This window comes from Diaphorobacter ruginosibacter (assembly GCF_040396215.1).
In the GTDB taxonomy this organism is placed as follows: domain Bacteria; phylum Pseudomonadota; class Gammaproteobacteria; order Burkholderiales; family Burkholderiaceae_C; genus Diaphorobacter_A; species Diaphorobacter_A ruginosibacter_A.
In genome coordinates, this window is sequence record NZ_JBEBOW010000038.1 from 1 (window position 1) to 26,799 (window position 26,799).

At 65.0% G+C, this 26,799-nt stretch carries 25 protein-coding genes; 16 read left to right on the forward strand and 9 right to left on the reverse strand.

The annotated features are described in order from the left end of the window. Positions 1–113: 113 nt before the first annotated feature. The gene (locus tag ABWP92_RS06940) at positions 114–1,247 is read right to left on the reverse strand and encodes a DUF72 domain-containing protein (RefSeq protein WP_353234637.1); all 1,134 of its coding nucleotides are present in this window, start codon (positions 1,245–1,247) and stop codon (positions 114–116) included. Further along, the gene (locus ABWP92_RS06945; protein WP_353234638.1) at positions 1,244–1,642 is read right to left on the reverse strand and encodes a hypothetical protein; all 399 of its coding nucleotides are present in this window, start codon (positions 1,640–1,642) and stop codon (positions 1,244–1,246) included. Before ABWP92_RS06945 ends, ABWP92_RS06940 begins: the two co-directional genes overlap by 4 nt. Before the next feature lie 235 nt (positions 1,643–1,877). Between ABWP92_RS06945 and ABWP92_RS06950 the strand changes: the two genes are divergently transcribed. The 3 genes from ABWP92_RS06950 (at position 1,878) to ABWP92_RS06960 (ending at position 5,851) form a co-directional block, all read left to right on the forward strand. Beyond that, a complete protein-coding gene (locus ABWP92_RS06950) occupies positions 1,878–2,411 on the forward strand; it encodes a hypothetical protein (RefSeq protein WP_353234639.1) in 534 nt (177 codons plus the stop codon). Positions 2,412–2,545: 134 nt separating this feature from the next. Then, positions 2,546–4,897, forward strand: a complete 2,352-nt coding sequence (locus tag ABWP92_RS06955) for a Tex family protein (protein ID WP_353234640.1) — start codon at positions 2,546–2,548, stop codon at positions 4,895–4,897. A gap of 138 nt (positions 4,898–5,035) precedes the next feature. After that, the gene (locus ABWP92_RS06960) at positions 5,036–5,851 is read left to right on the forward strand and encodes an HDOD domain-containing protein (RefSeq protein WP_353234641.1); all 816 of its coding nucleotides are present in this window, start codon (positions 5,036–5,038) and stop codon (positions 5,849–5,851) included. A gap of 60 nt (positions 5,852–5,911) precedes the next feature. Here the strand turns inward: ABWP92_RS06960 and gbd are convergent, their stop codons facing one another. After that, a complete protein-coding gene (gene gbd / locus ABWP92_RS06965) occupies positions 5,912–7,048 on the reverse strand; it encodes a 4-hydroxybutyrate dehydrogenase (protein ID WP_353234642.1) in 1,137 nt (378 codons plus the stop codon). Between the two features lie 104 nt (positions 7,049–7,152). Between gbd and ABWP92_RS06970 the strand changes: the two genes are divergently transcribed. The 3 genes from ABWP92_RS06970 to ABWP92_RS06980 are packed head-to-tail and all read left to right on the forward strand — an operon-like array spanning position 7,153 to position 9,921. Further along, positions 7,153–8,049, forward strand: a complete 897-nt coding sequence (locus ABWP92_RS06970) for a 2-keto-4-pentenoate hydratase (RefSeq protein WP_353234643.1) — start codon at positions 7,153–7,155, stop codon at positions 8,047–8,049. A 56-nt stretch (positions 8,050–8,105) separates the two neighbouring features. Next, a complete protein-coding gene (locus ABWP92_RS06975; protein WP_353234659.1) occupies positions 8,106–9,023 on the forward strand; it encodes an alpha/beta hydrolase in 918 nt (305 codons plus the stop codon). Positions 9,024–9,054: 31 nt separating this feature from the next. After that, complete coding sequence (locus ABWP92_RS06980) at positions 9,055–9,921, forward strand: YbgC/FadM family acyl-CoA thioesterase (RefSeq protein ID WP_353234644.1); 867 nt, start codon at positions 9,055–9,057, stop codon at positions 9,919–9,921. A 38-nt stretch (positions 9,922–9,959) separates the two neighbouring features. Here the strand turns inward: ABWP92_RS06980 and ygfZ are convergent, their stop codons facing one another. Further along, positions 9,960–10,880 carry a CAF17-like 4Fe-4S cluster assembly/insertion protein YgfZ gene (ygfZ, locus tag ABWP92_RS06985; protein WP_353234645.1) on the reverse strand — a complete coding sequence of 307 codons (921 nt, stop codon included), beginning with the start codon at positions 10,878–10,880 and terminating at the stop codon, positions 9,960–9,962. A gap of 45 nt (positions 10,881–10,925) precedes the next feature. Here ygfZ and mltG point away from each other — a divergent pair, with 45 nt between their 5' ends. The 6 genes from mltG to ABWP92_RS07015 all read left to right on the forward strand — a co-directional run bounded on the left by mltG (position 10,926) and on the right by ABWP92_RS07015 (position 15,760). Beyond that, positions 10,926–11,948 carry an endolytic transglycosylase MltG gene (gene mltG, locus ABWP92_RS06990; RefSeq protein WP_502907469.1) on the forward strand — a complete coding sequence of 341 codons (1,023 nt, stop codon included), beginning with the start codon at positions 10,926–10,928 and terminating at the stop codon, positions 11,946–11,948. A gap of 87 nt (positions 11,949–12,035) precedes the next feature. Then, positions 12,036–12,713 (forward strand): dTMP kinase, encoded by a 678-nt coding sequence (gene tmk, locus ABWP92_RS06995; protein ID WP_353234660.1) that lies wholly within the window; start codon positions 12,036–12,038, stop codon positions 12,711–12,713. An 8-nt stretch (positions 12,714–12,721) separates the two neighbouring features. Next, entirely contained in the window at positions 12,722–13,726 is a 1,005-nt protein-coding gene (locus ABWP92_RS07000) for a DNA polymerase III delta subunit-related protein (protein WP_353234647.1), read from the forward strand. Positions 13,727–13,741: 15 nt separating this feature from the next. Continuing rightward, positions 13,742–14,101 carry a PilZ domain-containing protein gene (locus tag ABWP92_RS07005; protein WP_353234648.1) on the forward strand — a complete coding sequence of 120 codons (360 nt, stop codon included), beginning with the start codon at positions 13,742–13,744 and terminating at the stop codon, positions 14,099–14,101. Between the two features lie 106 nt (positions 14,102–14,207). Next, positions 14,208–15,014: a TatD family hydrolase gene (locus tag ABWP92_RS07010; protein ID WP_353234649.1), complete on the forward strand. Its 807-nt coding sequence runs from the start codon at positions 14,208–14,210 to the stop codon at positions 15,012–15,014. A 5-nt stretch (positions 15,015–15,019) separates the two neighbouring features. Beyond that, positions 15,020–15,760, forward strand: a complete 741-nt coding sequence (locus tag ABWP92_RS07015; RefSeq protein ID WP_502907471.1) for an ankyrin repeat domain-containing protein — start codon at positions 15,020–15,022, stop codon at positions 15,758–15,760. A 124-nt stretch (positions 15,761–15,884) separates the two neighbouring features. Here the strand turns inward: ABWP92_RS07015 and msbA are convergent, their stop codons facing one another. Further along, positions 15,885–17,681 carry a lipid A export permease/ATP-binding protein MsbA gene (gene msbA / locus ABWP92_RS07020; RefSeq protein ID WP_353234651.1) on the reverse strand — a complete coding sequence of 599 codons (1,797 nt, stop codon included), beginning with the start codon at positions 17,679–17,681 and terminating at the stop codon, positions 15,885–15,887. A 128-nt stretch (positions 17,682–17,809) separates the two neighbouring features. Here msbA and tolB point away from each other — a divergent pair, with 128 nt between their 5' ends. The 4 genes from tolB (at position 17,810) to ABWP92_RS07040 (ending at position 21,419) form a co-directional block, all read left to right on the forward strand. Then, a complete protein-coding gene (gene tolB / locus ABWP92_RS07025) occupies positions 17,810–19,138 on the forward strand; it encodes a Tol-Pal system beta propeller repeat protein TolB (RefSeq protein WP_502907470.1) in 1,329 nt (442 codons plus the stop codon). Positions 19,139–19,217: 79 nt separating this feature from the next. Continuing rightward, positions 19,218–19,763 carry a peptidoglycan-associated lipoprotein Pal gene (pal, locus tag ABWP92_RS07030; RefSeq protein ID WP_353234653.1) on the forward strand — a complete coding sequence of 182 codons (546 nt, stop codon included), beginning with the start codon at positions 19,218–19,220 and terminating at the stop codon, positions 19,761–19,763. 2 nt (positions 19,764–19,765) lie between these two features. Next, positions 19,766–20,548 (forward strand): tol-pal system protein YbgF, encoded by a 783-nt coding sequence (gene ybgF, locus ABWP92_RS07035; RefSeq protein ID WP_353234661.1) that lies wholly within the window; start codon positions 19,766–19,768, stop codon positions 20,546–20,548. 58 nt (positions 20,549–20,606) lie between these two features. Further along, a complete protein-coding gene (locus tag ABWP92_RS07040; RefSeq protein ID WP_353234654.1) occupies positions 20,607–21,419 on the forward strand; it encodes a tRNA threonylcarbamoyladenosine dehydratase in 813 nt (270 codons plus the stop codon). Between the two features lie 59 nt (positions 21,420–21,478). On the opposite strand, the gene ABWP92_RS07045 is transcribed toward ABWP92_RS07040, so the two are convergent. From ABWP92_RS07045 to ABWP92_RS07060, 4 genes are all read right to left on the reverse strand, one after another. After that, on the reverse strand, positions 21,479–21,766 hold the full coding sequence (locus ABWP92_RS07045; protein WP_353234655.1) for a hypothetical protein: 288 nt from the start codon (positions 21,764–21,766) through the stop codon (positions 21,479–21,481). A 115-nt stretch (positions 21,767–21,881) separates the two neighbouring features. After that, complete coding sequence (locus tag ABWP92_RS07050) at positions 21,882–22,985, reverse strand: glycosyltransferase family protein (protein ID WP_353234656.1); 1,104 nt, start codon at positions 22,983–22,985, stop codon at positions 21,882–21,884. After that, positions 22,985–24,088 carry a non-hydrolyzing UDP-N-acetylglucosamine 2-epimerase gene (gene wecB / locus ABWP92_RS07055; RefSeq protein WP_502907472.1) on the reverse strand — a complete coding sequence of 368 codons (1,104 nt, stop codon included), beginning with the start codon at positions 24,086–24,088 and terminating at the stop codon, positions 22,985–22,987. The genes ABWP92_RS07050 and wecB overlap by 1 nt, the downstream gene beginning before the upstream one ends. Continuing rightward, positions 24,082–26,799, reverse strand: a 2,718-nt coding sequence (locus ABWP92_RS07060) for a glycosyltransferase (protein ID WP_353234658.1), incomplete at its 5' end; no start/stop codon positions are given. The genes wecB and ABWP92_RS07060, both read right to left, overlap by 7 nt.

A 26,799-nucleotide genomic window follows, 5' to 3' on the forward strand; every position in this document is an offset into this window, starting at 1 on the left:
CCATCCCGCAAAGCCGCTGTCGCGGCGCGAGGAGATCGTGAACACGTTCTGAGCGGCGGCAGGCTCCCTCGCGCTTCCCTTTGCGCTTTTCCGTTGCCTTCTTGTCCGCGTGCTCAGCCGCAGCCATCCGTGGCGCGTATCCGTATCTGTTGGGCAAGGGTCTGTATCGACAACGGCGCGCAGCCTTCCGCGTGGTTGCTGATCGACACGAAGACGTTCTGGCCCCGGTCGGCGAAGGCGTGGATGAGCCGTGCGAGTTCGGCATGCAATTGCGGCTCGGGGTGGTGAATTCGGTCGTAGGGTGAATAGAGCTTTTGCGCATCCGCGTATCCGAAGGGGCCATGGACGGGGTGCAGGTTCCAGCGGCAGACGAGCGGGCCGGGCCACAGTCCGCGCAGCAGCGGCAGTTGCTGCGCAAGCGGCGGCATCTTCGCGTGCAGGCCGAGGCAGTAGGTGGCGTGGCCTCGCCGCAGCGCATCCATGAAGAGCGGCATCCAGTCAGGCGCAAGCCATTGCGGGTCGCGCACTTCCACGGCCACCACGCCATCGGGCGCGTGGGGTGAGAGCGCCGGCAGCGCCGCGAGCATGCGGCCAAGGCGCTCGATGGTTTCCGGGAGACGGTCGAGCATGTTCCAGGGCAACGGCGAGAGCTGGAACACCAGCGCGCCAAGGCTGGAGCCCAGTCCTTCGAGCGCCGGAGCGACAAACTCCTGCAAGGCCAGTTCGGGGCTGAGGAAGGCGGGGTTGGGTTCCCTGCCGCGGCCGTCCTCGCTGCGCACCAGCGCATCGGTGATGAGGCTGGGTGCCTTCACCATGAAGCGGAATCCCGGCGGCACCTGCGCCGCGTAGCGTGCATAGTCGCTGGCGGTCAATGGCCGGTAAAAGCTGCGGTCTATGCTCACGGTGCGAAACAGCGGATGCCGCGCGTAGATCTCCAAACCTTTTCTGGAGAGCGTCTGCTCCGAGGCGCTCGATTCCCATACCAGGCCCGTCCATCCGGGGTAGCTCCACGATGATGTGCCCAGGCGCACGTTGGCGGGCAGCGATGCGCCCAGCGCGTGCAATCCGGAGTCCCACTGCGTCGGCTGCAGGCCCGGCTTGCGGGAGATTTTCGCGGGGCGGGCCGGGGCGGCCTCCTTGCCCTGCGCGTCCTTTGGCGTTAGCCGCGCGCGCCCATGCTCCGGCCCGGCGGGCGCGCCGAAGAGATCGTCCTGGAATGGCTCGTCCATGCCGTTCATGTCACTCATGCGAACAGGCCGCCCTCGTCGAGAAGGCTGAATGCGATTTCCGGATGCAGTTCCATGCTTTTCCTGATGGCGGCGGGAATGCTTTGGCGCGTCTTCTTGCACAGGCCCGGTTGTTCGCGCACGAGGATCACGATGCCGCGCAGTGTGCGAACCTCGTTGGGGCCGGGGCCGATGTCCAGGCGGATTCCCAACTGCTCGAACATGCGCTCCTGCATGTGCCGCAGCTCTTGCAGGCTGGCCAGCGATTCGAGCCGCCGGATGAGCCGGGACTCTTCCTCGCGCGTGAGCCGAAGGATGCGGATGTCGCCGCCCTCCGCCTGCAGCAGCGCTTCGCGCTGGCAGATGCAGGCACCGGGCGGACATTCGGTTCGGATGGGAAAGGGTGGGTTCATCATGACGCGAGGCGCGATATGCGGCTCGATTGTCCCGCACTGCGAATGGGCCGTGTTCATATGTGCGTATCGGAGTGAATTCGCCAAAACATGACGGCGCGGATTTGAAAATGAGTCACAAAACAATATGTTTTGCAACTTCTGCCGATACATAGAATGATGGGCAGAAAATCAAATTCCAACAAAGCGGGAATATGCGGATTTTCCCGCCGGTACCACTTGATGACGACCCATGCTGATGAATTCCCTTCACAAGCCGCTGGCGTTGGCGGTGCTCCTTCTGTCGGCCCAGTCCTTCGCCGCGCTTGCGCAGGAGGCATCACCCGTGTCGGGCCTGGATGGCTGGACCCTGGGCGTGGCGCCCTACACCTATCATTTCTCGGACGCCAGGAAAGAGCATTCTTTCGAGCCTGACGATGAAAGGCACGCCGACGTCTGGCTCGTCACCGCCGAGCGGCGTTTCGACGAGCACCAGCTGGCGGGACTGGCGCTGTTCAACAACTCCTTCGGGCAATTCAGCCAGTACGCATACTATGGCTGGCAATTCAGGCCGTGGAATGCCCATCCGCAGCTTTTCCTCAAGCTCACGGGCGGCGTCATTCACGGCTACAAATATCCGTATCACAAGAAGATTCCCTTCAACAACAGGAACGGCTGGGGAGTCACCGTGATCCCGGGCGTCGGCTGGGATTTCGATCGCCATTGGGGCGCGCAGGTCAATGTGCTGGGGACCTCTGCGCTGATGTTCCAGGTGAACTACATGTTCCGTTGACCGCTGCCCACGGCGCGTCAGCGGTGGGCATGCAAACGATTTCTGACACTCGCGGGGCGGGATGCCCGGCTTGCGTATGGCAAACTCTCTTGCTTCGCGTCAGTTGAAGCGCTCCTTGGCGAGCCAGTGAGTTCATGCATCAGATCATCCGGCAGTTGGCCGCAGAAATCAGAATCACCGAAACCCAGGTACGCGCAGCCGTAGAGCTGCTGGATGGAGGAGCCACGGTTCCCTTTATCGCGCGTTACCGCAAGGAGGCGACCGGCGGCCTCGATGACATACAGCTGCGCGAGCTCGAGGCGCGCCTGTCCTATCTGCGCGAGCTGGACGACCGCCGCGCCGCGGTGCTCAAGGCGATCGACGAGCAGGGCAAGCTGACCGATGCGCTTCGCGCGGCGATCGCGGCGGCTCCGACCAAGCAGGAGCTGGAAGACATCTACCTGCCGTTCAAGCAAAAGCGCCGCACCAAGGGCCAGATCGCCCGGGAGTTCGGCATCGAGCCGCTGGCGGACAAGCTGTTTGCCGATCCTGCGCTCGATCCGCATGAGCAGGCCCAGGCTTTCCTGCGCGAGCCCGAGGTGCTGCCCGACGGAAAGCCGGGTGCCGATTTCTCGACCACGTTCGCCGTGCTCGATGGCGTGCGCGACATTCTCTCGGAGCGTTGGGCGGAAGACGCCGCGCTCGTGCAGTCCATGCGCGAATGGCTTTGGGCCGAGGGGCTGCTGCGCAGCAAGAAGGTCGAATCCAAGAACGAGAACGACCCGGAAGTGGCGAAGTTCCGCGACTATTTCGAGTACGACGAGCCGATAGGCCGCGTGCCCTCGCATCGCGCGCTGGCGGTATTCCGCGGCCGCGCGCTGGAGATTCTCGAAGCCAAGCTGGTGCTGCCGGTGGAGCCGGAACCGGGCAAGCCCAGCATCGCGGAAGGCCGCATCGCCAACCACCTGCAATGGAGCCATGCCTCGCGCAAGTCCGATGACCTGATCCGCAAGTGCGTGGCGTGGACCTGGCGGGTCAAGCTCAGCCTCTCCACTGAGCGCGACCTGTTCTCGCGCCTGCGCGAGGAGGCGGAGAAGGTCGCCATCAAGGTATTTGCCGACAACCTCCGCGATCTGCTGCTGGCGGCGCCCGCCGGAGCCAGGACGGTGATGGGCCTTGATCCGGGCATCCGCACCGGCGTGAAGGTGGCGGTGGTGGATTCCACCGGCAAGCTGGTCGATACCTCCACCGTCTATCCGCATGAGCCGCGCAAGGACTGGGACGGCTCCCTGCATACGCTGGGCGGGCTGGTCGAAAAGCATGGCGTGAGCCTGATCGCCATCGGCAATGGCACGGCCAGCCGCGAGACCGACAGGCTTGCCGCCGATCTGATCAAGCTGGCGGCCAAGGCCGACAGGCACATCGAGAAGGTGGTGGTCAGCGAGGCGGGCGCCTCGGTCTATTCGGCAAGCGAATACGCGTCGCAGGAGATGCCCGATGTGGACGTCAGCCTGCGCGGCGCGGCATCCATCGCGCGTCGCCTGCAGGACCCGCTGGCCGAGCTGGTGAAGATCGAGCCCAAGAGCATTGGAGTGGGCCAGTATCAGCACGATGTGAACCAGAGCGAGCTGGCGCGTACGCTGGATGCGGTGGTGGAAGATTGCGTGAACTCGGTGGGCGTCGACCTGAACACCGCCAGCGTTCCGCTGCTCTCGCGCGTGTCCGGCCTGTCCTCCAGCGTTGCCCGGTCGGTCGTGCGCTGGCGCGAGGCCAACGGCGCCTTCAAGAGCCGCAAGCAGTTGATGGAGGTGAGCGGCCTGGGCGCCAAGACGTTCGAGCAGTCGGCGGGCTTCCTGCGCATTCGCGGCGGGGAGAATCCGCTGGACATGACGGGCGTGCACCCTGAAACCTATGCCGTGGTCGAGCAGATCATCGAGAAGACCGGCAAGCCGGTCGCCGAGATCATGGGCCGCGCCGACATGCTCAAGACGCTCAAGCCCGAACTGTTCGCCAACGAGAAGTTTGGCGTGATCACCGTGAAGGACATCCTGGGCGAACTGGAGAAGCCGGGCCGTGATCCGCGTCCGGATTTCAAGGTGGCGCGCTTCAACGATGGCGTCGAGGACATCAAGGACCTCAAGGAGGGCATGATTCTCGAGGGCACGGTGAGCAACGTCGCGCAGTTCGGCGCGTTCGTGGATCTCGGCGTCCACCAGGACGGATTGGTGCACGTGAGCCAGCTCAGCCACAAGTTCGTGAACGATGCGCGCGAAGTCGTCAAGACCGGCGACATCGTGAAGGTGAAGGTGCTGGAGGTGGATGTCGCGCGCAGCCGCATCAGCCTGACCATGAAGCTCGACGCCGCGCCGGCGCGCCGCGATGGTCCGCGCGACAACCGCTTCGAAGGAGCGGGACGTGGCTATGCCCAGCCTCAGCGCCGCAACGATCCGGCACCGCAATCGGCCATGGCTTCGGCCTTCGCCAAGCTGCAGCAGGCCAAACGCTGACAATACGGCCGCGTCCGCGCGGGCCGGATGCGGGTCACGGCGCGCTTGTATTGAGATGTGAATTTTGTAAAAAAATTCAACTCCAATACACGCGTCTTAGGGATAATCAAGCTCATTTGTTTACAAATCGAGTGTCGAGTGTCCGTTCCAGAGTCACTGAATCCGTCGCTGGTCGTGCCTTGCCTGCCCCGCACGGTGGCGCTGTTGATGAGCGAGCTGGTGGCGTCCGAGCCCTTGATGGCGCGGCTCAATCAGTTGTTTGGCAGCGATCCGGGCCTGGCGGCCATGCTGCTGCAACGGGCCAATGACACGCGCCATGGCGCATGCCGGGAGGTGGCCGGCGTTCCGCAGGCGCTGGCCCTGCTGCCGGTTGCCGCGCTGCGCGAACTGGTGGCGGCAGCCCCCGTGGGCACGGCGGGCCGCTCGGTGTACGGGATGGATCTGCCGCAGTTCTGGCGCTATAGCCTGAATACAGCGCGGCTTGCGCGCTCGCTGGCGGGGATCGCATTCCTCAATCCCCTGGCGGCCTATACGGCGGGATTGCTGCATGCCGTGGGCGAGCTGGTCATCCATCGCTGTGAGGGCGAGAGGATCGACAGTCTCAATGCGCGCCGGGGTCCGTTCAGCCTGAGGCGTTGCGAGCTGGAGCGCCAGGAGTTCGGCTACTGCTATGCGCAGGTCAGCGCGGGGCTGGCCAAGCGCTGGCGGCTTCCGCAGGTGCTGGTGGAGACGCTGTGCTATCAGGCCGATCCGCTGGACAACGAGTCCTACGAGCCGCTGGCCTCGGTGCTGCATCTGGCCGTCTGGCGTGCCCGTGCGCGCGAGGCGCGGCTGAGCGAGCGCGAACTGGCGGTGACCTATCCGGACGAGGTCGGCGTCACGCTGGGCCTGGATATCGACACCGTGCTGCAGCAAGATCCGATCAACTGGAAACCTCATTGCGATGACGAGTGAACCGCGCGCGGCGGGCGTGCCGCGCGTCCCGGGCGGGCGTTCCCCCGGAGCCGGGCTCCGTCACATGGAGTCGCGCAGCATCTTGCGGTAGTCCTCGGGCGAGGCCTCGCGCGGGTTGGTCTTGTGGCAGTGATCCGCGAGCGCTCCCTTGATCACATCGTCGAACATGGACTCGGTCACGCCCAGCGCGGCAAGGCCGGTGGGCAGGCCCAGCCGCGCCGTCATGTCATGCACGGCCTGCGCCACGTCGCCATTGGCGCCCAATCCCATGGCGTGCGCCATGCGCTCCAGGCGGCGGTCCTTTTTCACCTGGGCGTCTTCTGCGTTGAACCGGATCACGGCGGGCAGGAAGATCGCATTGAGGGTGCCGTGGTGCAGCCTCGGATTCACGCCGCCCAGGCTGTGGCTGAGCGAATGCACGCAGCCCAGTCCTTTCTGGAAGGCCATCGCTCCCTGCATGCTGGCGCTCATCATGTTCAGGCGCGCCTGCCGGTCGGCGCCGTCGCGCGTGGCGGCCTCGATGTGCGCCCAGCCGCGCTCGAGCCCGTCCAGCGCAATGCCGTCGGCCGGTGGGTTGAAGGCGCAGGACATGAAGGTTTCCATGCAGTGCGCGATCGCATCCATGCCGGTTGCCGCCGTCAGCCGCGGCGGCAGGCCGAGCGTCAGCGCGGGATCGCAGATCGCCGTTTTGGGCACCAGGTGCCAGGAGTGAAAGCCCAGCTTGCGGTGGTCGTCCACGATGATGATGGCGCCGCGCGCCACTTCGCTGCCGGTGCCGCTGGTGGTCGGCACCGCAATCAGCGGCACGGCGCGCTCGGTGATCCTGGGGGAGCCGCCTTCGATGGTGGCGTAGTTCTTGAGCGGGCCTTCGTGCGTGGCGGCGATGGCGATGCCCTTGGCGCAGTCGATGGCGGAGCCGCCGCCCACGGCGATCAGGCCGTCGCACTGGCCGCTCCTGAACAGCTCCACGGCCGCGCGCACGGCGGCTTCGGTCGGGTTGGAAGGAGTCTGGTCGAACACGCTCACGGGCATGCCGGGCATGGCGTCCAGCACTTGCTGCAGCACACCCGCGGCCCTGACGCCCTGATCGGTCACCACCAGCGGCCGCGCCATGCCGGTGCGCGCGCATTCCTGCGGCAGCAGGGCGACGGCGCCGTAGTCGAACTGGATCTGAGTGACGTAGTAGATGAAAGCCATGGTGTGTTGTCTCTCCTGATGGATTTAGGATGCGTGCAGATTACCTCAGAACGTGGATTTCCACGGGGCTGAGGAAATCCCGAACATATTCCGAGGAGACATTCATGAAGCTGAAATTGGCGCTGATTCCACTCTCGCTGGCAGTCTTTTGCGCGACAGCCGCCCAGGCGGCCTGCCTGAGCCCGGGCGAGGTCGAACAGTTGATGCAGAACTACCTGCGGCTCAAGCCATCGCCCAACATCGCGCCCTTGACTGACGAGGAGGGCGCCTGCTCGCGCGCGCGGTTCAACGCGCTGCTCGGAGGGCATTTCGAGAAGGTGATCGGTTTCAAGGCGGGGCTGACCAATCCCGCCGTGCAAAAGCGTTTCGGGACCGACAAACCTGTCTGGGGCGTGCTCTATTCAGGGATGATCCTGCCGGACGGCGCGACCTTGCCTGCCAGATTCGGGGCGCGCCCGCTGTTCGAGGCGGATATGCTGGTGCGGGTCAGGCACGCGGACATCAACGCGGCGCGCAATCCGGCGCAGGTGCTGGAGAACATCGACCAGATCATTCCGTTCATCGAGCTGCCCGACCTGATGGTGGAGAATCCGGGCGCGCTCAACGGCGCGGGGGTGGCGGCGATCAATGTGGGAGCGCGGGCCGGCGTGGCGGGCGAGCCGATCGCGGCGCCCGTGTTCCCCGAGCAGCAGCGCGAGATGCTGCAGGCGCTGGCCGATATGTCCGTACGGCTCACGGACAATTCGGGCAACGAACTCGCAAGCGGTAAGGGCAGCGATATCCTCGGGCATCCGCTCAATGCGGTGATCTGGATCGCGCAGGCCCTGCAGCAGGAGAACATCCGGCTTCGGGCAGGCGATCTGGTGAGCCTCGGCTCGTTTTCACCGCTGCTGCCGCCCAAGGCGGGGTTGAGCGTGACGGCCACCTACATCGGCCTGCCTGGCGCCAAGCCGGTCAGGGTGAATTTCCAGCCTCCCGTGTTTTCAGGACAATCCGATTGACATCCCCCGGTTTCGAACCTCCAGAGCTTCCCCCCGGCGTGCAGCTCACGCCGCAAATGCGCAATGTGATCGAGCGCATGGCGCGCGCCAGGAATGCGCCGTTGCACACGCTCTCCGCCCAGCAGGCGCGCGCCTTTTATGAAATGGGCTCGGGCGTGCTCGAAGTGCCCAAGGCCGAGCTGGCGCGAGTGGAGGATCTCCGGATTCCCACGCGCGACGGTTTCGCCATGGGAGCGCGGCTTTACGCACCGTCACATGAAAAGCACCTGCCGCTGCTGCTCTACACGCATGGGGGTGGTTTCACCATCGGCAGCATCGACACGCACGACACGCTGTGCCGCGAGCTGGCGCGGCTTGCGGGCTGCATGGTGGTGTCGATCGGCTACCGCCTGTCGCCCGAGCACCGGTTCCCGGTCGCGGCCAACGACGCGTGGGATGCGCTCCAATGGCTGGCCGCTCATGCGGCGGAACTGGGCGCGGATGCCTCGCGCCTGGCTGTCGCCGGCGACAGCGCGGGCGGCACGCTTGCCGCGGTGAATGCGATCCATGCGCGCGATGCCGGCATGGCGCTGGCGCTTCAGGTGCTGTTCTACCCGGGAACGACCGCGCACCAGGATACGGCGTCGCACAGGACGTTCGCGCACGGGCTGGTGCTCGAGGAGGACGCGGTGAGCTGGTACTTCGACAACTACATACCCAACCGCGCCGACCGCGAGGACTGGCGCTTCGCGCCGCTGCTCGCGCCCGATGTGGATGGCGTCGCATCCGCATGGATCGGCCTGGCCGAGCTGGACCCGCTCGTGGACGAAGGCATCGCCTATGCCGACAGGCTGCGGCTGGCCGGCGTGGCGGTGGATCTGGAGATCTACCGTGGCGTGACCCATGAATTCATCAAGATGGGCCGGGCTCTGCCCGAGGCGCGCAAAGCGCATGCCGATGCGGCTCGCGCGCTGCGCGAAGCCTTTGGCCTTTGATTTTCAAACCCCGACTCCAAGAAGAACCAAGATGAAACGTCAGGATTTTCGTTGCGTTCACAGGCTGCGCGTGCGCTGGGCTGAAGTGGATGCCCAGAAGATAGTTTTCAACGCGCATTACCTGAGCTATGCCGACGTCGGCATGTCAGGGTACTGGCGCGCGCTCGCCATGCCCTACGAAGCTGCCATGCGCAAGCTCGGCGGCGACGTTTTCCTGAAGAAGGCCACGGTGGAGTACCACGCCTCGGCCCGGATGGACGATGTGCTGGATGTCTGCATGCGCTGCGTCCGCATCGGGAATTCTTCGCTCGGCTACGAGTGCGGCATTTTCGCGGGCGACAGATGGCTGGCGGGCATCGAGCTGGTCTATGTGTTCGCCGACCCCGCCACCCAGACCTCGCGTCCCGTGCCCCAGGAACTGCGCGACGCCATCGGGCATTTCGAAGCGGGCGACGACATGGTCTCGCTGACGCTTGGCGACTGGGCGGCGCTCGGCAAGGACGCTTTTGAAGTGCGCAAGGCGGTCTTCATCGAAGAGCAGGGTATTTCCGTAGATATCGAACTCGATGAGCTGGATGCCACCGCCGTGCATGCCGTGGCATTCAATCGCCTGGGCATGCCGGTGGCCACGGGGCGGCTGTTGCAGGATGCGCCCGGGCAAGCGCGTATCGGGCGCATGGCGGTGGCGCGCGTCCTGCGCGGACAGCGCTGGGGCCGGGCGATTCTCGATGCTCTGGTGCAGGAATCGCGCAAGCGTGGCGATGAGATGGTGACCCTGCACGCGCAATGCAGCGCCGAAGGCTTCTACCGGCGCGCCGGTTTCGAGGCGCGCGGCGAGCCGTATGACGAAGCAGGCATCGCGCACATCACGATGCAGCGCTCATTGGCGTCGGGCTAGCGGGCAGCGATGCGGCCCGCAGCCGGGCAGCCGGGCGGTCAGATATCCGCCAGCAGCTCGTAGGGCAGCTTCTGCAATTGCAGCGCCGGGCCGCCCGCTGAGCCTGCGTGCAGCGCGCCGTCGGTCGATGCGATCTGCAGTGAAACCAGCGCATCGACGCCGCCCTCGGGCGACGGCGCGGATTGGACGACCGTGCCTACGGGTTGCTCGGCGTCGGCGGCGCTGAACACTTCGGTGCCGATGGCGAGTTCGTCCGCATTCACGTGCGCGAGGTAGGCGCGGCGCTTGAGCGTGCCGCGAAACTGGCTGCGCGCGACGACCTCCTGGCCGGGATAGCAGCCCTTCTTGAAGTTCACCCCGCCGACGGATTCGTAGTTCACCATCTGCGGCACGAAGGCTTCGAAGATGGGCTGCGTGAGCGTGGCGACGCCGCTGCGCACCTCGCCGAGCATCCACAGTTCTTCGGACAGCAAGGGCCCCTGAGGCGCGCTGCTGCCCGCCGGCGCGATCCAGAGCGCGCGTGGCTGGCCATCCGCCGGATAGAGCTGGACGGTGCGGGCATCGCCGTCGCCGTGGACCGTCCAGGGCGCGGCGCCTGCGGGCGCGCAATGGCCCGCCAGGCCATGGATCACCCATTCGGCGCTCGCGTCCGAGAGCCTGGCCTTGGCGCGCAATACGAACATGGAAAGGCGCTTGAGCGTCTGCGCGAGCAGGTCGCGCGAGCAGAGCAGCAAGATCTCATCGGCCGAACGCTTGACGCCGATGAAACTGGCCTGCATGCGGCCCTTGGCGTTCAGGAAGGCGGCAAGGCGCGCCTCGCCGGGCTTTTGCAGCGCGAAGTCCTGGGTCAGCTGGCTGTGCAGGAAGCTGGCGGCGTCGTCGCCCGCCACGCGGATCACGCCGAGATGTTGCAAGGGAGGGGTAACGCCGTTGAAAGGCACTGACGCAGTGTGGTTCATGGGTGAATTATGATGCGCCGTTCCATTCATGTGATTGATAGGGTTGTGCGTCGATTTCTCATTTTGCTGGTGCTCGTTGCGCTTGCGGCGGCAGGCGCCGCGTATTGGTGGCTGAACGCCCCGCTGCCGTTGCGCGCGGGCGCCGCGCCCGGCCAGCCGCTGGAACTGGAGATCGAGCCGGGGATGACGCCGCGCGGTGTGGCCCGTGCCGCGGTGAAGGCCGGCGTGGATACCGATGCGCGGCTGCTGTATTACTGGTTCCGGCTGTCGGGGCAGGACCGTCAGATCAAGGCGGGCAATTACGAGATCCCGGCGGGCACGACGCCCCATGCGCTGCTGCAGAAGCTCGTGCGCGGCGAGGCGACCATGCGCGCGGTGACCATCGTCGAGGGCTGGACCTTCAGGCAGATGCGCGCCGCGCTCGCCAAGGCGGATTCGCTCAGGCAGGACACGGGCGCGATGCCGGATGAGGAGCTGATGAAGGCGTTGGGCCGTGAAGGCGTGCCCGCCGAGGGCAGGTTCTTTCCGGACACCTATGCCTATGCCAAGGGCAGCAGCGATCTGGCGGTGTTCAAGCGCGCGCTGCATGCCATGGACCGCCGGCTGGAAGCAGCCTGGTCGCTGCGTGACCCGGATACGCCGCTGAAATCCGCGGATCAGGCGCTCATCCTGGCGAGCATCGTCGAAAAGGAAACGGGCAGCGCGCAGGACCGCGCGGAGATCGCCGGCGTGTTCACCAATCGCCTGCGCGCGGGGATGCTGCTGCAGACCGATCCGACGGTGATCTACGGCCTGGGAGACAAGTTCGACGGCAATCTGCGCAAGCGTGACCTGCAGGCGGATACCCCATGGAACACCTATACGCGCGCGGGATTGCCGCCCACGCCGATCGCGCTGCCGGGCAAGGCCTCGCTGCTGGCGGCGGTGCAGCCGGCGCGGACCAAGGCGCTGTATTTCGTTGCCAGGGGCGACGGCTCCAGCCATTTCAGCTCCTCGCTGGACGAGCACAATCGTGCGGTCAATCGCTACCAGCGCGGACAGCGCCCCGCGAGGGGCGAGGAACAATGAAGCGGATTTTGGGGCTCGGGGCATCGGGCCGGCATCGGGCCACGTCAGCAAGGGAGTGTCATGTCTGAGCAAGCAACGGGAGCGGGAGTGAGCAAGGGCCTGTTCATCTCATTTGAAGGGATCGATGGAGCGGGCAAGTCCACGCACATCGACGCGCTGGCGCGGGCGTTCCGCGATGCCGGGCGCGTGGTGACGCTCACGCGCGAGCCCGGCGGAACGCCTTTGGCCGAGAAGCTGCGCGAGATGCTGCTGCATGACGGCATGGACCCGTTGACCGAGGCGCTGCTCGCGTTCGCCGGGCGGCGCGATCATCTGCGCTGCGTGATCGAGCCGGCGCTCGCGCGCGGCGAGGTGGTGCTGTGCGACAGGTTCACCGACGCGACCTTTGCCTACCAGGGCGCGGGGCGGGGATTCGACCCGCAGGTCCTGTCCTACCTTGAAAAACTGGTGCAGACCGGCCTGGCTGATGACAAGGCCTTGCTGCGCAACCCGGATGTGACGATCTGGTTCGACGTTCCGCCCGAGGTGGCGGCGCAGCGTCTGGCGGCGGCGCGCGCACCCGATCGCTTCGAAGCTCAGCCGCAAGCGTTCTTCGAGCGTGTCGCGGGCGGCTATGCGGCGCGCGCGGCGGGTGATCCCGCGCGATTCGCTCGCATCGACTCATCCGGGGACCGTGGCGACGTGGCGATGCAGGTGATGGAGGCGATGCGCTCGCGCGGATTGCTCTGCGAGTCCGCCTGCCCATCCGGGGGGCGCAGGCCATGAGCGAGGCCATGACCATTTCCCACGGCGTCGCGCCCTGGATTGCCGCCCAGCGCGATGCACTGCTGGCGCAGCGCGGCCACGCTTGGCTGCTGCAGGGGCCCTCGGGCATGGGTCAGTTCAGCCTGGCGCTGGAGCTCGTGCGCTCCTGGCTGTGCGATGCTCCCACCGCCCATGGCGCCTGCGGGCAGTGCCCGAGCTGCCACGGCATCGACGTTCACGTGCATGCCGATCTGTGCGTGCTGATGCCGGAGACGCAGATGCTCGAATTCGGTTGGCCCCTGCCGGAAAAGGCGCAGGGCGAGATCGATGACAAGAAGCGCAAGCCCAGCCGCGAGATCCGCGTGGAGGCCATGCGCGATGCTGTGGAGTTTTCCCAGCGCACGTCGGCACGCGGGCGCGGCAAGGCTGTCCTGGTGTATCCCGCCGAGCAGATGAACCATGTGACGGCCAATGCGCTGCTCAAGACGCTGGAGGAACCGCCGGGCGATGTGCGCTTCGTGCTGGCGACCGAGGCCGCGCACGAGCTGCTGCCCACCATCCGCAGCCGCTGCATGGGTCATACCATGCAATGGCCGGCTGAGCCGGACATGCTGGGCTGGCTGCAGGGGCAGGGCGTGGGGGCGGATACGGCGCTTTCGCTGCTGCGCGCCAGCGGCGGCAGGCCCGAGGACGCGCTTGCGCTGGCGCGGGCCGGGCGCAGCCCGCAGGCCTGGGCGCTGTTCCCGAAGGCCGTGGCGCGCGGCGACGTGTCGGCCCTGGCCGATCTGGCGCCCGCGCAGGCCATCGAGGCGCTGCAAAAGCTCTGCCACGATCTGCTGTCCGTGCAGGCAGGCGCGCGGCCGCGCTATTTCGCACTCGCCGATCTGCCCGAGGCGCCGCCCATGCTGCAACTGTCCCGATGGGCGCGGGCGCTTTCCCAGCAGGCGCGCACGGCCGACCATCCCTTCAACGCCGGGCTGATGCTGGAGGCGCTTGTCGCACAGGCAAGAAACGCCCTAAACTCCAGGCATTGAACCACCGCAGCCGATATGAGCACTTCCAACACCGTCGCCCGCCCCAGCGTGATGCAGCTGGCCATCAAGGAAAAGGCCGCGCTCTATGCCGCCTTCATCCCGTTCTTCGAGGAAGGCGGCGTGTTCGTTCCCACGGCCAAGGACTACCATCTGGGCGACGATGTCTACGTGCTGCTGACTTTGCCCGACGATACGCAGCGTTATCCGGTTGCGGGTAAAGTGGCCTGGGTGACTCCGGCGCGCGCCTCCGGCAACCGCACGCAGGGGATAGGCATCCAGTTTCCCAAGGACGACAAGTCTCGCGCGTTGCGCGCCCGGATCGAGGAAATCCTGGGCTCCAGCCTCGGGTCGGATCGTCCGACGCAGACCATCTGAGCATTGTTGACACAGCGAGCGCCGCGTTTTTCTTCAGGGATGAGGGCGATGCGCGGCCCCGCGAGCCGGCACCGGACGGGCCGGCTTTTTTGTTTTCCGAGACACCATGTTTACCGACTCGCATTGCCATCTCAACTTTCCCGAACTGATCGAGAAGTTGCTCCCCATCCGCGAAGCCATGGCCGAAGCCAGGGTGGACCGCGCTCTGTGCATCTGCACCACCATGGAGGAGTTCGAGGACGTGCACCGCCTGGCGACCAGCTATGACAACTTCTGGGCGACCGTCGGCGTGCATCCCGACACCGAGGGCCTGACCGAGCCGAGCGAAGCCGATCTGCTTGCGCGCGCGGCGCTCGCGCGCGTCGTCGCCATTGGCGAGACGGGGCTCGACTACTACGGCATGGAAGACCGCAAGGGCGGGCGCACGGTGGCTGACCTGGAATGGCAGCGTGAGCGCTTTCGCACCCACATCCGCGCGGCCCGCGCGTGCCGCAAGCCGCTGGTGATCCACACCCGCAGCGCGTCCGCGGACACGCTGCGCATCCTGCGCGAGGAAGGCGAGGACGGCGCGGGCAACCGGGCGGGCGGCGTGTTCCACTGCTTCACGGAGACCGCCGAGGTGGCGCGCGCGGCGCTGGACATGGGTTACTACGTTTCGTTCTCGGGCATCGTGACGTTCAAGAATGCCCAGGATTTGCGGGATGTAGCTGCGTTCGTGCCCATGGACCGGCTCCTGATCGAGACCGACAGCCCTTATCTGGCCCCCGTGCCTTATCGCGGCAAGACCAACAATCCATCCTATGTGCCCTATGTGGCGCGGCAACTGGCGGAGGTGAAGGGGGTTGCGGTGGAGGCGATTGCCGAGGCCACGAGCAGGAATTTTGACGATCTGTTTCTGAGAGGCGAACAATGACGAACATGGACAAGGCTCGCCGCCATGCATTGGCGGCCATTGCGTTCTCGGGCCTGGCGGCCTTGCCGCTGATCTCGCGCGCCGGGGCGTTCGATGATTTCTTCACTGCCATCATCCGGGACAATCCGTCGTCCATCACATCGCTGCTGCAGCGCGGCTTCGATCCCAACACGCGCAACGCTGACGGCGAGCCGCCGCTGATCTTCGCGCTGCAAAAGGGCTCCCTGCGGGCGTTCGATGCGCTTTTGCAGTCGAAGAGGATCAATGTCGAACTGCGCAACAGGAAAGATGAAAGCCCGCTGATGATCGCGGCGATCCAGGGCGACCTGAATGCGGCCAAGGCGCTCATTGCCCGCGATGCCGATGTCAACAAGACGGGCTGGACGCCATTGCATTACGCCGCATCATGCACCACGGACGCGGCCGTTCCCATGATCCGCCTGCTGCTGGATCATTTTGCCTATATCGATGCCGCATCGCCCAACGGAACGACGCCGCTGATGATGGCGGTGCGCTATGGCACGGCGGACGCCGCACGGCTTCTGGTGGAGGAAGGCGCGGATCCCGCGCTGCGCAATGAAAAAGGACTGTCCGCGGTGGAGTTTGCAAGACAGGCGGACCGCCAGGACATGGTGCAACTGGTGCTGGACGCGAAAAAACTTCGTGCGCGGCCGGCGCCGCTCGCGGCAGGCGGCGCGCAGGCTCCGGCGACTGCGCCCGTGCCAGCGCGGCGCGGAGGCTGGTAAGCGGGTGGCTTCAATGAGACGCCATCGCTGGATTATTTGCTGTCAATAGTAAATTCAGGTAACCAAAAAGCCGGGCGACATGCTGCCGTCTCCCGGCTTTTTTGCACCCGATCCATGCTATGTGCTACAGATTGTTGAGCGCGGGATGCGCCTGCAGGCGGGCATACAGGCCGCCCAGGGCCATCAATTCGGCGTGGGTGCCCTGCTCGACGATGCGGCCGCGTTCCATCACGATCACCCTGTCGGCATGTTCGATGGTGGACAGCCGGTGCGCAATCACCAGCGTGGTGCGGCCCGCCATCAGGCGCTGCAGCGCTTCCTGAACGAGGCGCTCCGATTCGGTATCGAGGGCCGAGGTCGCCTCGTCGAGGATGAGAATGGGCGCGTTCTTGTAGAGCGCCCGCGCAATGGCCAGGCGCTGGCGCTGCCCGCCCGAGAGTTGTGTCGCATTGTGTCCCACCACGGTGTGGATGCCCTGCGGCAGCCCCGCCACATGGTCGGCCAGATTGGCTGCCTCCAGGCATTCCAGCACCTTGGCGTCGTCCACTTCGGAGCCGAGCGCCACGTTCGCCGCGATGCTGTCGTTGAACATCACCACGTCCTGGCTGACCATCGCGAACTGAGTGCGCAGCGCATGCAGGTCCCATTGCTCGACAGGCACCCCGTCGAGCATCACCTGGCCTGAATTCGGCGTGATGAAGCGCGGCAGGAGATTGACCAGCGTAGTCTTGCCGGCGCCCGAGGGGCCGACCAGGGCCACGATCTCGCCGGCCTTGATGTCAAGTGACAGCCGGTTGATGGCGGGCATCAGGTCGGCGTCGAAAGCGACGGTGACGTCGTGCAGCGAGATGCTGCCTTCTGCTCGCTGCTTGTGGTAGGTTCCGCCATCCTCGGCCTTCGCGTCGTTGAGCAGCACCAGTCCACGTTCGAGCGCGGCCACGCCGCGGGTAATGGGGTTGGCGACGTCGGCGAGGCGGCGGATGGGCGCGATCAGCATCAGCATGGCCGCGATGAACGAGGCGAAGCCGCCGACCGTCACATCGGTGCTTGAGATGTTGCCGTGGCTTTGCCACAGCGCGATGCAGAGCACGGCGGACAGCGCCACGGATGCCAGCAATTGGGTGAGCGGCGTCATCGCCGCCGAGGCGATGGTGGATTTGATCGCCAGCGTGCGCAGGTTGGTGCTCAGCACGTTGAAGCGGCTGGTCTGATTGGCCTCCGCTCCATGCAGCCGCACCATGCGGTGCGCGAGCACGTTTTCCTCCACGACATAGGCGAGATCGTCGGTGGCCTTCTGGCTGCTTTTGGTGAGCTTGTAGAGGCGGCGTGAGAGAGTTTTCATGATCCAGGACACGCCCGGCCCCATCACGGCAATGATCAGCGTCAGTTGCCAGTTAAGGTAAATCAAGTAGCCCAACAGGGCGATTGCGGTGAACCCATCGCGCGAGATGCCCATCAGCGCCTGCACCAGGGCGGTGAAACCGGTCTGCACTTCATAGACCACCGTGTTGGAGAGGGCGCTGGCGGACTGGCGCGAATAAAGGCTCATGTCGGCCACCAGCAGGCGCTCGAAGAGGGCGGTGCGCAGCTTGAGCATGCCCTCGTTGGCGATCCGGGCGAGCGCATAGGCGCCGCAGAACTGCGCGAGGCCGCGCACCAGGAAAAGTCCTATGAGCGCCACGGGAACCATCCACAGGCTCAGGGATCCCTCAGTGAACCCCTTGTCCAGCAATGGTTTCAGCAACGCCGGCATGAGGGGTTCCGTCGCCGCGCCCACAAGGGTTGCAATTGCGGCGATCGCCCAGCCCAGACGCTGGTTTCCGAAGTACGGCAACAGCCGCCTGAGACGTGCCAGAAGTGGCAGCGATTGTGTGGAGCCCGGCAAACTGGTTTGCGCAGCGTTATGATTCGAGGATTGCATTAAGGGCGGATTCTACGGTTCAGCGTTGTTTGCAGATTTCAGCACAGTTTGTCACATGGCTTGCTATGCCATGTGTAACATGCGAAGCTCTGACACCCGGCACGTCTACGGTTTTTCGTTGGCTCACAATGACATCTGACCGAATCCTCCAAAAAATGAATCTTTCAGCGCTCGCCCAAGTTGCGTGCATTCCAAGGCGCCACGCCGTGGCAGCCATCGCTTCTTTCTCCTCCATTCCCGTTTTCGCTCAGTTCAAGGTGGAAATCCAGGGCGTCGGCATGCGGCAGATTCCCGTGGCCATCGCTCCGTTCAGGGGCGAAGCGCAGTCGCCGCAGAAAATCTCGGCCATCGTCACCGCCGACCTGGAGCGCAGCGGCCGCGTGACCGCGGTGGATCCGTCGGGCGCGGCGCTCGACGAGACGTCCCGCCCCGACCTGGCCATGTGGCGCCAGCGCACGGCCGAAGCGCTGGCCGCGGGCAGCGTCACGCGCCTGGGCGATGGCCGCTTCGATATCCGTTTTCGCCTGTGGGACGTGGTCAACGGCAAGGACTACGGCGGCCAGAGTTTCGTGGTCACGCAGGCCGATCTGCGTCTCGTGGCGCACCGCATCTCCGATTTCATCTACGAAAAGCTGTTCAACGAACGCGGCATATTCTCCACGCGCCTTTCCTACGTCACCAAGAATGGCGGCCGCTACACGCTGTGGGTGGCCGATGCCGATGGCGAGAACGCGCAACTGGCCTTTGCAAGCTCCGAGCCCATCATCTCGCCGGCCTGGTCTCCCACCGGCAGCCAGGTGGCCTATGTGTCGTTTGAGTCGCGCAAGCCCGTGGTCTATGTGCAGGACGTGGGCAGCGGCAAGCGCCGCCTGATCGCCAATTTCCGAGGTTCCAACAGCGCGCCGGCCTGGTCGCCCGACGGCCGCACGCTGGCGGTGACCCTGAGCCGCGACGGCGGCTCGCAGCTCTACACCATCGATGCAGCCAATGGCGGCGAACCACGCCGCCTGATGCAAAGCAGCGGTATCGATACCGAGCCCGCATACTCGAGCGACGGCCGCAGCATCTACTTCGTGAGCGACCGAGGAGGCGCGCCGCAGATCTACCGCGTGAGCGCGGGCGGCGGCAGCGCCGAGCGGGTCACTTTCAGCGGCTCCTACAACATCTCTCCAGCGATCAGCCCCGACGGCGAGTGGCTGGCCTACATATCCCGGGTGGGCGGAGCGTTCAAACTGCACGTGATGAATCTCAAGTCGGGCGGCACCACAGCCATTACCGAGACATCCGCCGATGAAAGTCCGAGCTTTGCCCCCAACAGCAAGCTGATCGTCTATGCAACGCAGCAAAACGGCCGCGAAGCGCTGATGACCACGACGCTGGACGGCAAGATCAAGGCGCGCCTGGCCGGCCAGGGAGGGGACATCCGCGAACCTTCATGGGGCCCGTATCAGAAGTAAGTTGATCGGCCAGAAACATTTTTCTTTCCTGTATTTTTCTTTCCTGTTTTTCATAGCACTGGTTCCCTAGGAGAACTTCATGATTCGTTTTGAATTCAAACGCGCGGCACTCGCGCTGACCGTTACCGCCCTCGTCGCTGGCTGCAGCTCCGGCGTGAAGCTGGACGACGCTCCGGTCCAGGACCGCAACGCGACAGCCACCACGGGCCAAAATGGCGCCGGCAGCGGCGCTGGCGCAAGCACGGTCACTCCCGCCGACATGAGCCAGACGGCGCGCCCGGGCCAGGGCCCGATCGGCGTCGAGCATGTGATCTACTTCGACTTCGACAGCTACACCGTCAAGCCCGAGTACCAATCCGTGCTGGAAGGCCATGCGCGCTTCCTGAAGGCCAATGCCTCCCGCCGCGTGAGCCTGGAAGGCAACACCGACCAGCGTGGCGGCAGCGAATACAACCTGGCGCTGGGCCAGAAGCGCTCCGAGGCGGTGCGCCGCTCCCTGGCTCTGCTGGGCGTGCCCGATTCGCAGATGGAAGCCGTGAGCTTCGGCAAGGAAAAGCCTGCCGCAACCGGTACGACTGAAGAAGACTACGCACAAAACCGCCGCGTCGAGTTCTCCTACCGCTGATGATGAGCCGCACATTCTCTCCTCGACGTATCTGGGTCGCCGCCGTGCTCGCCGTGGGCACGATGGCGGGTGCGACGGCGCATGCGGCCCTGTTCGAAGACGACGAAGCCCGGCGTGCCATTCTGGAAGTGCGCCAGCGCGTGGATGCGATGCAGCAGGCCAATCAGCGCGCGGGCGAGCGTTCCGGGGATGACATCGCGCAGATGCGCCGAAGCCTGCTGGACCTGCAATCGCAGATCCAGTCGCTGCAAAGCGAGCAGGCCCGGCTGCGCGGCCAGAACGAGCAGCTTCAGAAGGATGTGGCGGATCTCCAGCAGCGCATGAAGGATGTGGCAAAGGCCACGGACGAGCGCCTGCGGCAGTTCGAGCCGGCCACGGTGAACGTGGACGGCAAGGAGTTCAAGGCCGATCCGAACGAGAAGCGCGACTTTGAAGCCGCGCTGGCCGTGTTCCGCACCGGCAAGTTCCCCGAGGCCGGCCAGGCTTTTGCCGCCTTCATCCGCCAATACCCGCAAAGCGGCTACATCCCTTCCGCGCGTTTCTGGCTGGGCAATGCGCAGTACGCAACGCGCGACTACACCAACGCCATCGGCAACTTCAAGTCGCTCCTGGCCAACGCGCCCGATAACGCGCGCGCGCCAGAGGCCGCGCTTGCCATCGCCAACTGCCAGGTGGAGCTGAAGGACACTCGCGCCGCCCGCAAGACGCTGGAAGACCTGATCCGCGTGTATCCGCAGTCCGAAGCGGCCTCCGCCGCGCGTGAACGCCTTTCGCGCCTGAAGTGATGCCTTTCAAGAGCATGGCAGGAGCCTTGTCCGAGGCGGCAAAACCCCGCTGGCGCCGATGAACGCCAGTGGAGCAGGGCTGGCGGGGGAAGCGCCCGTGGACTGTGGCACCGAGGCCGCCGATCTGGATCGGCGCTTCGGGGGGCTTGCCCGGCTTTACGGCATGGACGGCGCCGCGCGCATCCGCGGCGCGCATGTTGCTGTGGCAGGTATTGGAGGCGTCGGCTCATGGACCGCCGAAGCGCTTGCCCGAAGCGGGGTTGCGGCCATCACCATGATCGATCTGGACCATGTCGCCGAGTCCAACATCAACCGCCAGATCCACGCGCTGGACGACACCGTCGGCAAGGCCAAGATAGAGGCCATGCGCGAGCGCATCGCGCATATCAATCCCCATTGCCGGGTGTATTGCGTCGATGAGTTCGTCGATGAGGACAACTGGCCCGGCCTGTTGCCGGAGAAGGTCGATGCGCTGATCGACGCCTGCGACCAGATCCGGGCCAAGACCGCCATGGCGGCCTGGGCGCTCAGGACCGGGACGTTGTTTGTCAGCATCGGCGCCGCCGGCGGCAAGCGCCATGCGCATCTGGTGGACGTGGCGGACCTGTCGCGGACCACGCATGATCCATTGCTCGCCCAGTTGCGCTACCGTCTGCGCAAGTTCCATGGCGCGCCCAAGGAAGGCAAGCGGATCGGCACGCTTTGCGTATTCAGCACGGAGCCGGTGGCCGCACCGCACGCATCGTGCCAGTTGGGCGGGGACGGCGACGGTTCGCTGAACTGCCACGGCTACGGATCGGTGGTCACCGTGACCTCGGTTTTCGGCATGTGCGCAGCGGGAGTGGTGCTCGATCGCCTGGCGGGAAAATAGGCCGCCGCGCGTTGTCCATGTGATCCGTGATATCCGTGCCCACGGAGCGTGCGGCAGCCTCAATTTCTGGGCATGTAGGCAGCGACCATCGAGGCGAACTCGCTTGCCAGCTGTCTTCCATACGCATGCTGCTCACGCATCCAGACGGCTTGATCGACGGAGAAATCCTGACGGTCCGAGCGTCCGATCGTGCCCATGGATTCCACCAGCGACTGCTCGAAGGCGGCAAGCTGGCCCTGCGGATTGGATTGCGCACGCATGACCAACGCCACAAGCTGCGCCAGCACCGCTTCATGTAGCGCGATGCGGGTGGAGAACTCCATCGCAGAATTGTCCGGCGTCATCATCATGCACTCCTTGGGTATGCGTCTGAACTATGGTGTGTAGCCATTGGCATCCTAGACGCTGCGGAGGCTGCCGCCATGTAGGCCGGACGCGGCAATCGCTGTGGGTGCCCGGCGTTCAGAACGCGTTGGCGACGTCGAACCGCTGTTCCCAGGCGTTCTCTTTCGCAAACTCGAGCGCGGATGCCCCGTTCCTGCGAAAGCGCAATGCCTGTTCCGCGAGCGTGCGCAGTTCCGCCTGCGGCTGGCTGATGAACACTCCCGGCTCGTGCGCCCGCAGACTCATTTCTCCAAAATCGGTGGAGAGAATCGGGAGCGCCAGCGCCCGGTATTCGTAGTATTTGATGGGGTCGACCGAGTGCGTGAGCTGGTTCTTGCGGAAGGGAATGAGCGCCACATCGAAATCGAGCATGGCCTCCAGCGCCGAGGCGTGATCGCGTTCGGGCAGCATGCGGATGTTGCCCGGCAGGCCTGGCGGGGGCGGCTCGAAGACCGGGCCGATCAGCCGGATTTCGTCATCGGGACGGCTGTGGGCCAGCGCGATGAGCCAGTCCCAGTCGAACCAGGACGCGATCGTTCCCACGTAGCCGAAAACCTTGCCGCCGCCTGTCCTGGGCCGAAGGTCGGGAAGGCTGGGCATGGCGGCCAGGTCCAGTCCGTTGAGCACCAGCTGGACGTTCTCGTGATGGCGGCTCCAGCGGTCCCTGAGCGCGCTGCTGGAAGCCCAGATGAGGTCCACGCTGCCGGCAATGAGCGCTTCCCTGCGCGCGAACGCCATCCTGGAGAGTCCCTCGTAGAACGCGGGGAAGTCATCCATCGCGTCGTACAGCGAGGCGCTGTGCCTGCGGCGCTTGAGCAGGCTCAGGGCCAGCAGCGAAGGCTTGCCGATTGCCAGGCAGGTCTTGCCGCCGCCGCAAAAACGCTCATGGGCTTCGAAGATGGGCCGCCACAAATATCGATTGAGCAGGGCCGAGCCCGGCAGCGGCTCGATCGGCAGGCCTGCCGGTTTCAGTATGTTCAGCCAGGGCGGGGTGTCTATCAATGCCTTCTGCTGCTGCGCAGGCTGCAGGCGCCGGATGTCCTGCAGCTTGGGAAAGCGTGTTGGATAAGGCTCGACCCACAGAACGGGCTTGCCGGTCCGCTCGTGAAACCACTGGACGAACTTGTGCGGCCTTTGGGCAAAGCTGTTCCAAGGCACCGGCGAGAGATAGACCAGGCGCATCAAACGCAATCCCGCCGCAGGGTTTCGACAATTCGCTGCGCCGCCTTGCCGTCGCCATAAGGCGAGATTCCGCGCGCCATGGAACGATAGGCGGCCTCGTCATCGAGCAGCCGCTGTGCTTCGCTGACGATCAGCTCGTAGTGGGGCCCCACCAGCCGGACCACGCCTTGCTCCACCGCCTCGGGCCGCTCCGTTTCGCTGCGCAGCACCAGCACCGGTTTTCCCAGCGCCGGAGCTTCTTCCTGCACGCCGCCGGAATCGGTCAGGATGAGGTGGGCACGCTTCATGGCGGCGATGAAGGGCGCGTAGTCGAGCGGAGCGCACAGCACGACGTTTGGGAGCTGGTCGAGGAACTCGTGGGCGACGTCCTTGACATTGGGGTTGGGGTGGACCGGGTAGAGAAACTGCACGTCCGGGTTGTCCTGCGCCAGTGTGCGCAGCGCCCGGCAGATATTGCGAAAGGGTTCACCGAAATTCTCGCGGCGGTGCGATGTCACGAGTACCAGCCGCCTGGCGGGATCGAGCTCGATGCCGATCTCCAGATCCTTGGATGCGCTCATCAGAAGAGCGTCGATGACGGTGTTGCCCGTGACCACGATGTCGCTGTCCCGCGTGCCGTCCCTCAGCAGGTTCTGGCGCGAACCCTCGGTGGGCGCAAAATGCCAGCGCGCCAGCTTGCCAGTGATCACCCGGTTGGCTTCTTCCGGGAACGGGTTCTGGATGTCCCATGTGCGCAAACCCGCCTCCACGTGCCCGATCGGGATGCGGCGGTAAAAGCAGGCGAGCGCGACCGACATCACGGTCGTCGTGTCGCCCTGCACCAGCACCACGTCGGGCTGCTCGGCGTCGAGGACTTCATCGATCCTGAGCAGCAGGCGCGCGGTCAGCTCCGTCAACGCCTGGTTGGGACGCATGATGTCCAGGTCGATGTCGGGCTCGATGCCGAAGAACTGGTTGACCTGGTCGAGCATGTGGCGATGCTGGGCCGTCGCCAGGACGCGCACGTCGGCCCAGGGCTCTTTGCGCAGGGCCAGGATCACGGGCGCCATCTTGATGGCTTCGGGGCGGGTTCCGATGACGCAGAGGATTTTCTTTTTCATGATTTCAAGGTGGAAAAAAACTCGGCATACATGCGGTACGCGATGCCGCGGTCCAGCGTTTGCGCAAGAGCGCGATTGACCGGCGCCCTGGCAAGCGCGGCGGCCTTGATCATCGAAGCGGCCAGGCGCTCCTCGAAATCCTTGTCCTCGCCATACACGAAATGGCCCAGGTTCTGGTAGTTCAGCGCCGTGATGTCGCCAAACGGCGGTGCGATGATCTCGACGTTTTCACGACCCTCGAATTCGTAGGCCGATCCGACATCCGTGATGACGCAGGCCAGCCCGTTGGCCATGGCCTCGCCCAGCGAAAGACTCCAGCCTTCCCAATAAGAGGGCAGCACGAAGACGTCCGCCGCGTGGTAGTAGCGGGCGACGTTTCTGTCGTAGCCGGCAAAGACCACGTTCTTTTGGAGCTGAAGATCCTTCACCGCGTTGCGCACGGCGTTGTGATAGGACGCCTCCATGGACGTGCCCAGCAGCACCAGCCGCGCGTCGGGGCATTTCTCCACGACCCGGGCAAACGCCTTGACCAGCGGTAGCTGGGCCTTGGTCGCCATGATGGAAGCCACGTTGATGAACACCGGCGTTCCTTCGCCGATTCCCCAGATACCGCGCAGATCGGCGCGATGCTCGGGGAAGTGCTCCGCGCTGATGGTGCCGGGGTCGATGCCATTGGGGACCACGCGCATTTTTCCAACATCCAGTCCGAGCGCTACATCCGCATAGCGGGCGGCCGTGGCCGACACGCACAGATACTGGATGGTATGGGCGTCTGCTTCGCGGTACCTGGCGATGTGCTCGGGATCCAGCCATACATACGAGTTGTGGATGGTCTGAACGAATGGGATCCCCGCCTGGTGGCAGGCGGCCGCACCGTGGGTGCTGTAGTGGGCGTTCACCACATCGACCTGATTTTCCCTGAGCCAGGACAGGTATTCATCTTCCGCCGGCTGCGAGGCAAAGGAAACCACCGTGAGACCGCGCTCCGTCGCCTTGGCCGCCGCATCGCCCGACTTGCCGAGATTGGCGATGGTGACGCGATAGCCGCACCCTTGCAGGGAAAGCGCCAGGTCGATGACGACATTCTCCATTCCGCCCTGGGTGAAGCTGTCGACCTGTAGCAGCACGTGTTTGGCGTGAGCTGAGCGGATGAGGCGTGGCGCTTCCCGGCGCATTTCGTCGGGCCTGCGGGTGGCTCGGATGAAGAGCAGATTCTTCGCGAATGCGCGCAGGGCGGGGAGCGCGCTGCCCGACTGGAGATCGAACAACGGACAGGTGCCTGCCAGCCGCACGCGTTTCGCGCTGATCTCGTCACCGGCAAGAACCACGCAGTGCCCGCAGTTGAACAATTCGCGCAGCTTGTGGTAGCGGGTGTCGGCCTTCGTCAGGATCACGGCGACGGGTTGGCGGGAGCGCAGCAGATTGGAAATATGCTTCTCCGCCGTGTCGCTGCCCAGAACGATGACGGAATTTCCCGGGATGCTGCCTCCAAATGGGACGATATCGCCCGATACGACGCCTTGGCCTTGGAGCCAGCGGGCGCCCGCATCGTCGGCAACGCTGGCGAGCGGCGACTGGTAGCTCGATCCACGCTCTTTTTCATACTCCATCAGGAGCTGGACCTTGTCCAGGATCTTGTGTTCCTTGGCCTGCGCACTCAAGGTGTTGTCATGGACTCGGTAGCGGTAAAGCAGGCTGTCGCTGCCGATGTGGCGAACTGGAAAGAATGCGTTGATGCGCATCCAGTAGTCATAATCTTCGACGCCCAACTGGGTGTCATAGTCGCCCAGGCACTTGCCGATCCAGCCCCTGTACATGAAGCATGGGCCGATGAAGTTGTCCTGTACGGTGTTGAGCGCCCCCGCCGAGCGCGGCAGGCGGATGGCTCCGCTGCTGGGGTCCGGCCGGTTGTGAGCCCGCCATGCAGAGTCCATGAGCAGCGCGCCGCGGTCGTCGATGGCGTAATAGTCCGCATAGACCAGGCCCAGGCCTGGATCGCCCTGCAGCCTGGAGACCAGCTCTTCGAGCATCGTCGGCTCCATGATGTTGTCGGCCGAAGTCCATGTCCAGAACTCTCCGCCAGCAAAATCGAAGCCATTGCTCAACGCCTTGGGAAGGCGCTGATTCGCCTGTGTGTAGCAACGCACCTTGGGGTGGCCGAGATAGCGCTCGAGCACCGATTCGACGCCATCCGTGGAACCGTCGTTGATGATGACCAGCTCGAAGTTCCCATAGGTCTGGTTGAGCACGCTGTCGATGGATTCCGCGAGCAGGTCCGCCTGGTTGTAGACGGGCAATATGACGCTGACAAGACCTTCCTTGAGCCCACAGTGCCCGGCGCGCATCGCAACGAGCGGGCCCTGTCCCGTCCCGCCCATCAAGCTGGCGATGTCCTCGCGGGATGCCTGATCCGCATGGGGGGCTGGCGTGTGGAAAGCGGGCTGTTTGGGAAGCAGCGCTGCCCTGACCCTAGCCTTCAATCCAAGCGGAAATGGAAACTTGCGGCCGATCTGCGCGGCAAACCGGTACAGAGCCTGGCGGCCCCCGGGATAGTTGAAGCCATATTTGGCAAATCTGGCAGCCGCGCGCAAGGGCCGTGTGACACGCCATGAGCGGCTGCCCAGTATTTGTTCGTGGCGCTTGAACAGTGAGTCGAGCTCACCCTTCAGCTGTGTGGAATGCCGGCTTTGCTGGGTGATCTGCGTATCGCGCTG

Excerpts from the sequence above, each read along its gene's own strand:
- ABWP92_RS07040 (WP_353234654.1), top strand. The coding sequence starts at position 20,607 with ATGAACGCCAGTGGAGCAGGGCTGGCGGGGGAAGCGCCCGTGGACTGT.
- ABWP92_RS07045 (WP_353234655.1), bottom strand. The coding sequence starts at position 21,766 with ATGATGACGCCGGACAATTCTGCGATGGAGTTCTCCACCCGCATCGCG.
- ABWP92_RS06940 (WP_353234637.1), bottom strand. The coding sequence starts at position 1,247 with ATGAGTGACATGAACGGCATGGACGAGCCATTCCAGGACGATCTCTTC.
- ABWP92_RS07000 (WP_353234647.1), top strand. The coding sequence starts at position 12,722 with ATGACCATTTCCCACGGCGTCGCGCCCTGGATTGCCGCCCAGCGCGAT.
- tolB (WP_502907470.1), top strand. The coding sequence starts at position 17,810 with ATGACATCTGACCGAATCCTCCAAAAAATGAATCTTTCAGCGCTCGCC.
- ABWP92_RS07005 (WP_353234648.1), top strand. The coding sequence starts at position 13,742 with ATGAGCACTTCCAACACCGTCGCCCGCCCCAGCGTGATGCAGCTGGCC.
- ABWP92_RS06945 (WP_353234638.1), bottom strand. The coding sequence starts at position 1,642 with ATGATGAACCCACCCTTTCCCATCCGAACCGAATGTCCGCCCGGTGCC.
- pal (WP_353234653.1), top strand. The coding sequence starts at position 19,218 with ATGATTCGTTTTGAATTCAAACGCGCGGCACTCGCGCTGACCGTTACC.
- ABWP92_RS06950 (WP_353234639.1), top strand. The coding sequence starts at position 1,878 with ATGAATTCCCTTCACAAGCCGCTGGCGTTGGCGGTGCTCCTTCTGTCG.
- gbd (WP_353234642.1), bottom strand. The coding sequence starts at position 7,048 with ATGGCTTTCATCTACTACGTCACTCAGATCCAGTTCGACTACGGCGCC.
- ABWP92_RS06955 (WP_353234640.1), top strand. The coding sequence starts at position 2,546 with ATGCATCAGATCATCCGGCAGTTGGCCGCAGAAATCAGAATCACCGAA.
- ybgF (WP_353234661.1), top strand. The coding sequence starts at position 19,766 with ATGAGCCGCACATTCTCTCCTCGACGTATCTGGGTCGCCGCCGTGCTC.
- ABWP92_RS06970 (WP_353234643.1), top strand. The coding sequence starts at position 7,153 with ATGAAGCTGAAATTGGCGCTGATTCCACTCTCGCTGGCAGTCTTTTGC.
- ABWP92_RS07050 (WP_353234656.1), bottom strand. The coding sequence starts at position 22,985 with ATGCGCCTGGTCTATCTCTCGCCGGTGCCTTGGAACAGCTTTGCCCAA.
- ygfZ (WP_353234645.1), bottom strand. The coding sequence starts at position 10,880 with ATGAACCACACTGCGTCAGTGCCTTTCAACGGCGTTACCCCTCCCTTG.
- ABWP92_RS06975 (WP_353234659.1), top strand. The coding sequence starts at position 8,106 with ATGCGCAATGTGATCGAGCGCATGGCGCGCGCCAGGAATGCGCCGTTG.
- ABWP92_RS07010 (WP_353234649.1), top strand. The coding sequence starts at position 14,208 with ATGTTTACCGACTCGCATTGCCATCTCAACTTTCCCGAACTGATCGAG.
- msbA (WP_353234651.1), bottom strand. The coding sequence starts at position 17,681 with ATGCAATCCTCGAATCATAACGCTGCGCAAACCAGTTTGCCGGGCTCC.
- ABWP92_RS07015 (WP_502907471.1), top strand. The coding sequence starts at position 15,020 with ATGGACAAGGCTCGCCGCCATGCATTGGCGGCCATTGCGTTCTCGGGC.
- ABWP92_RS06980 (WP_353234644.1), top strand. The coding sequence starts at position 9,055 with ATGAAACGTCAGGATTTTCGTTGCGTTCACAGGCTGCGCGTGCGCTGG.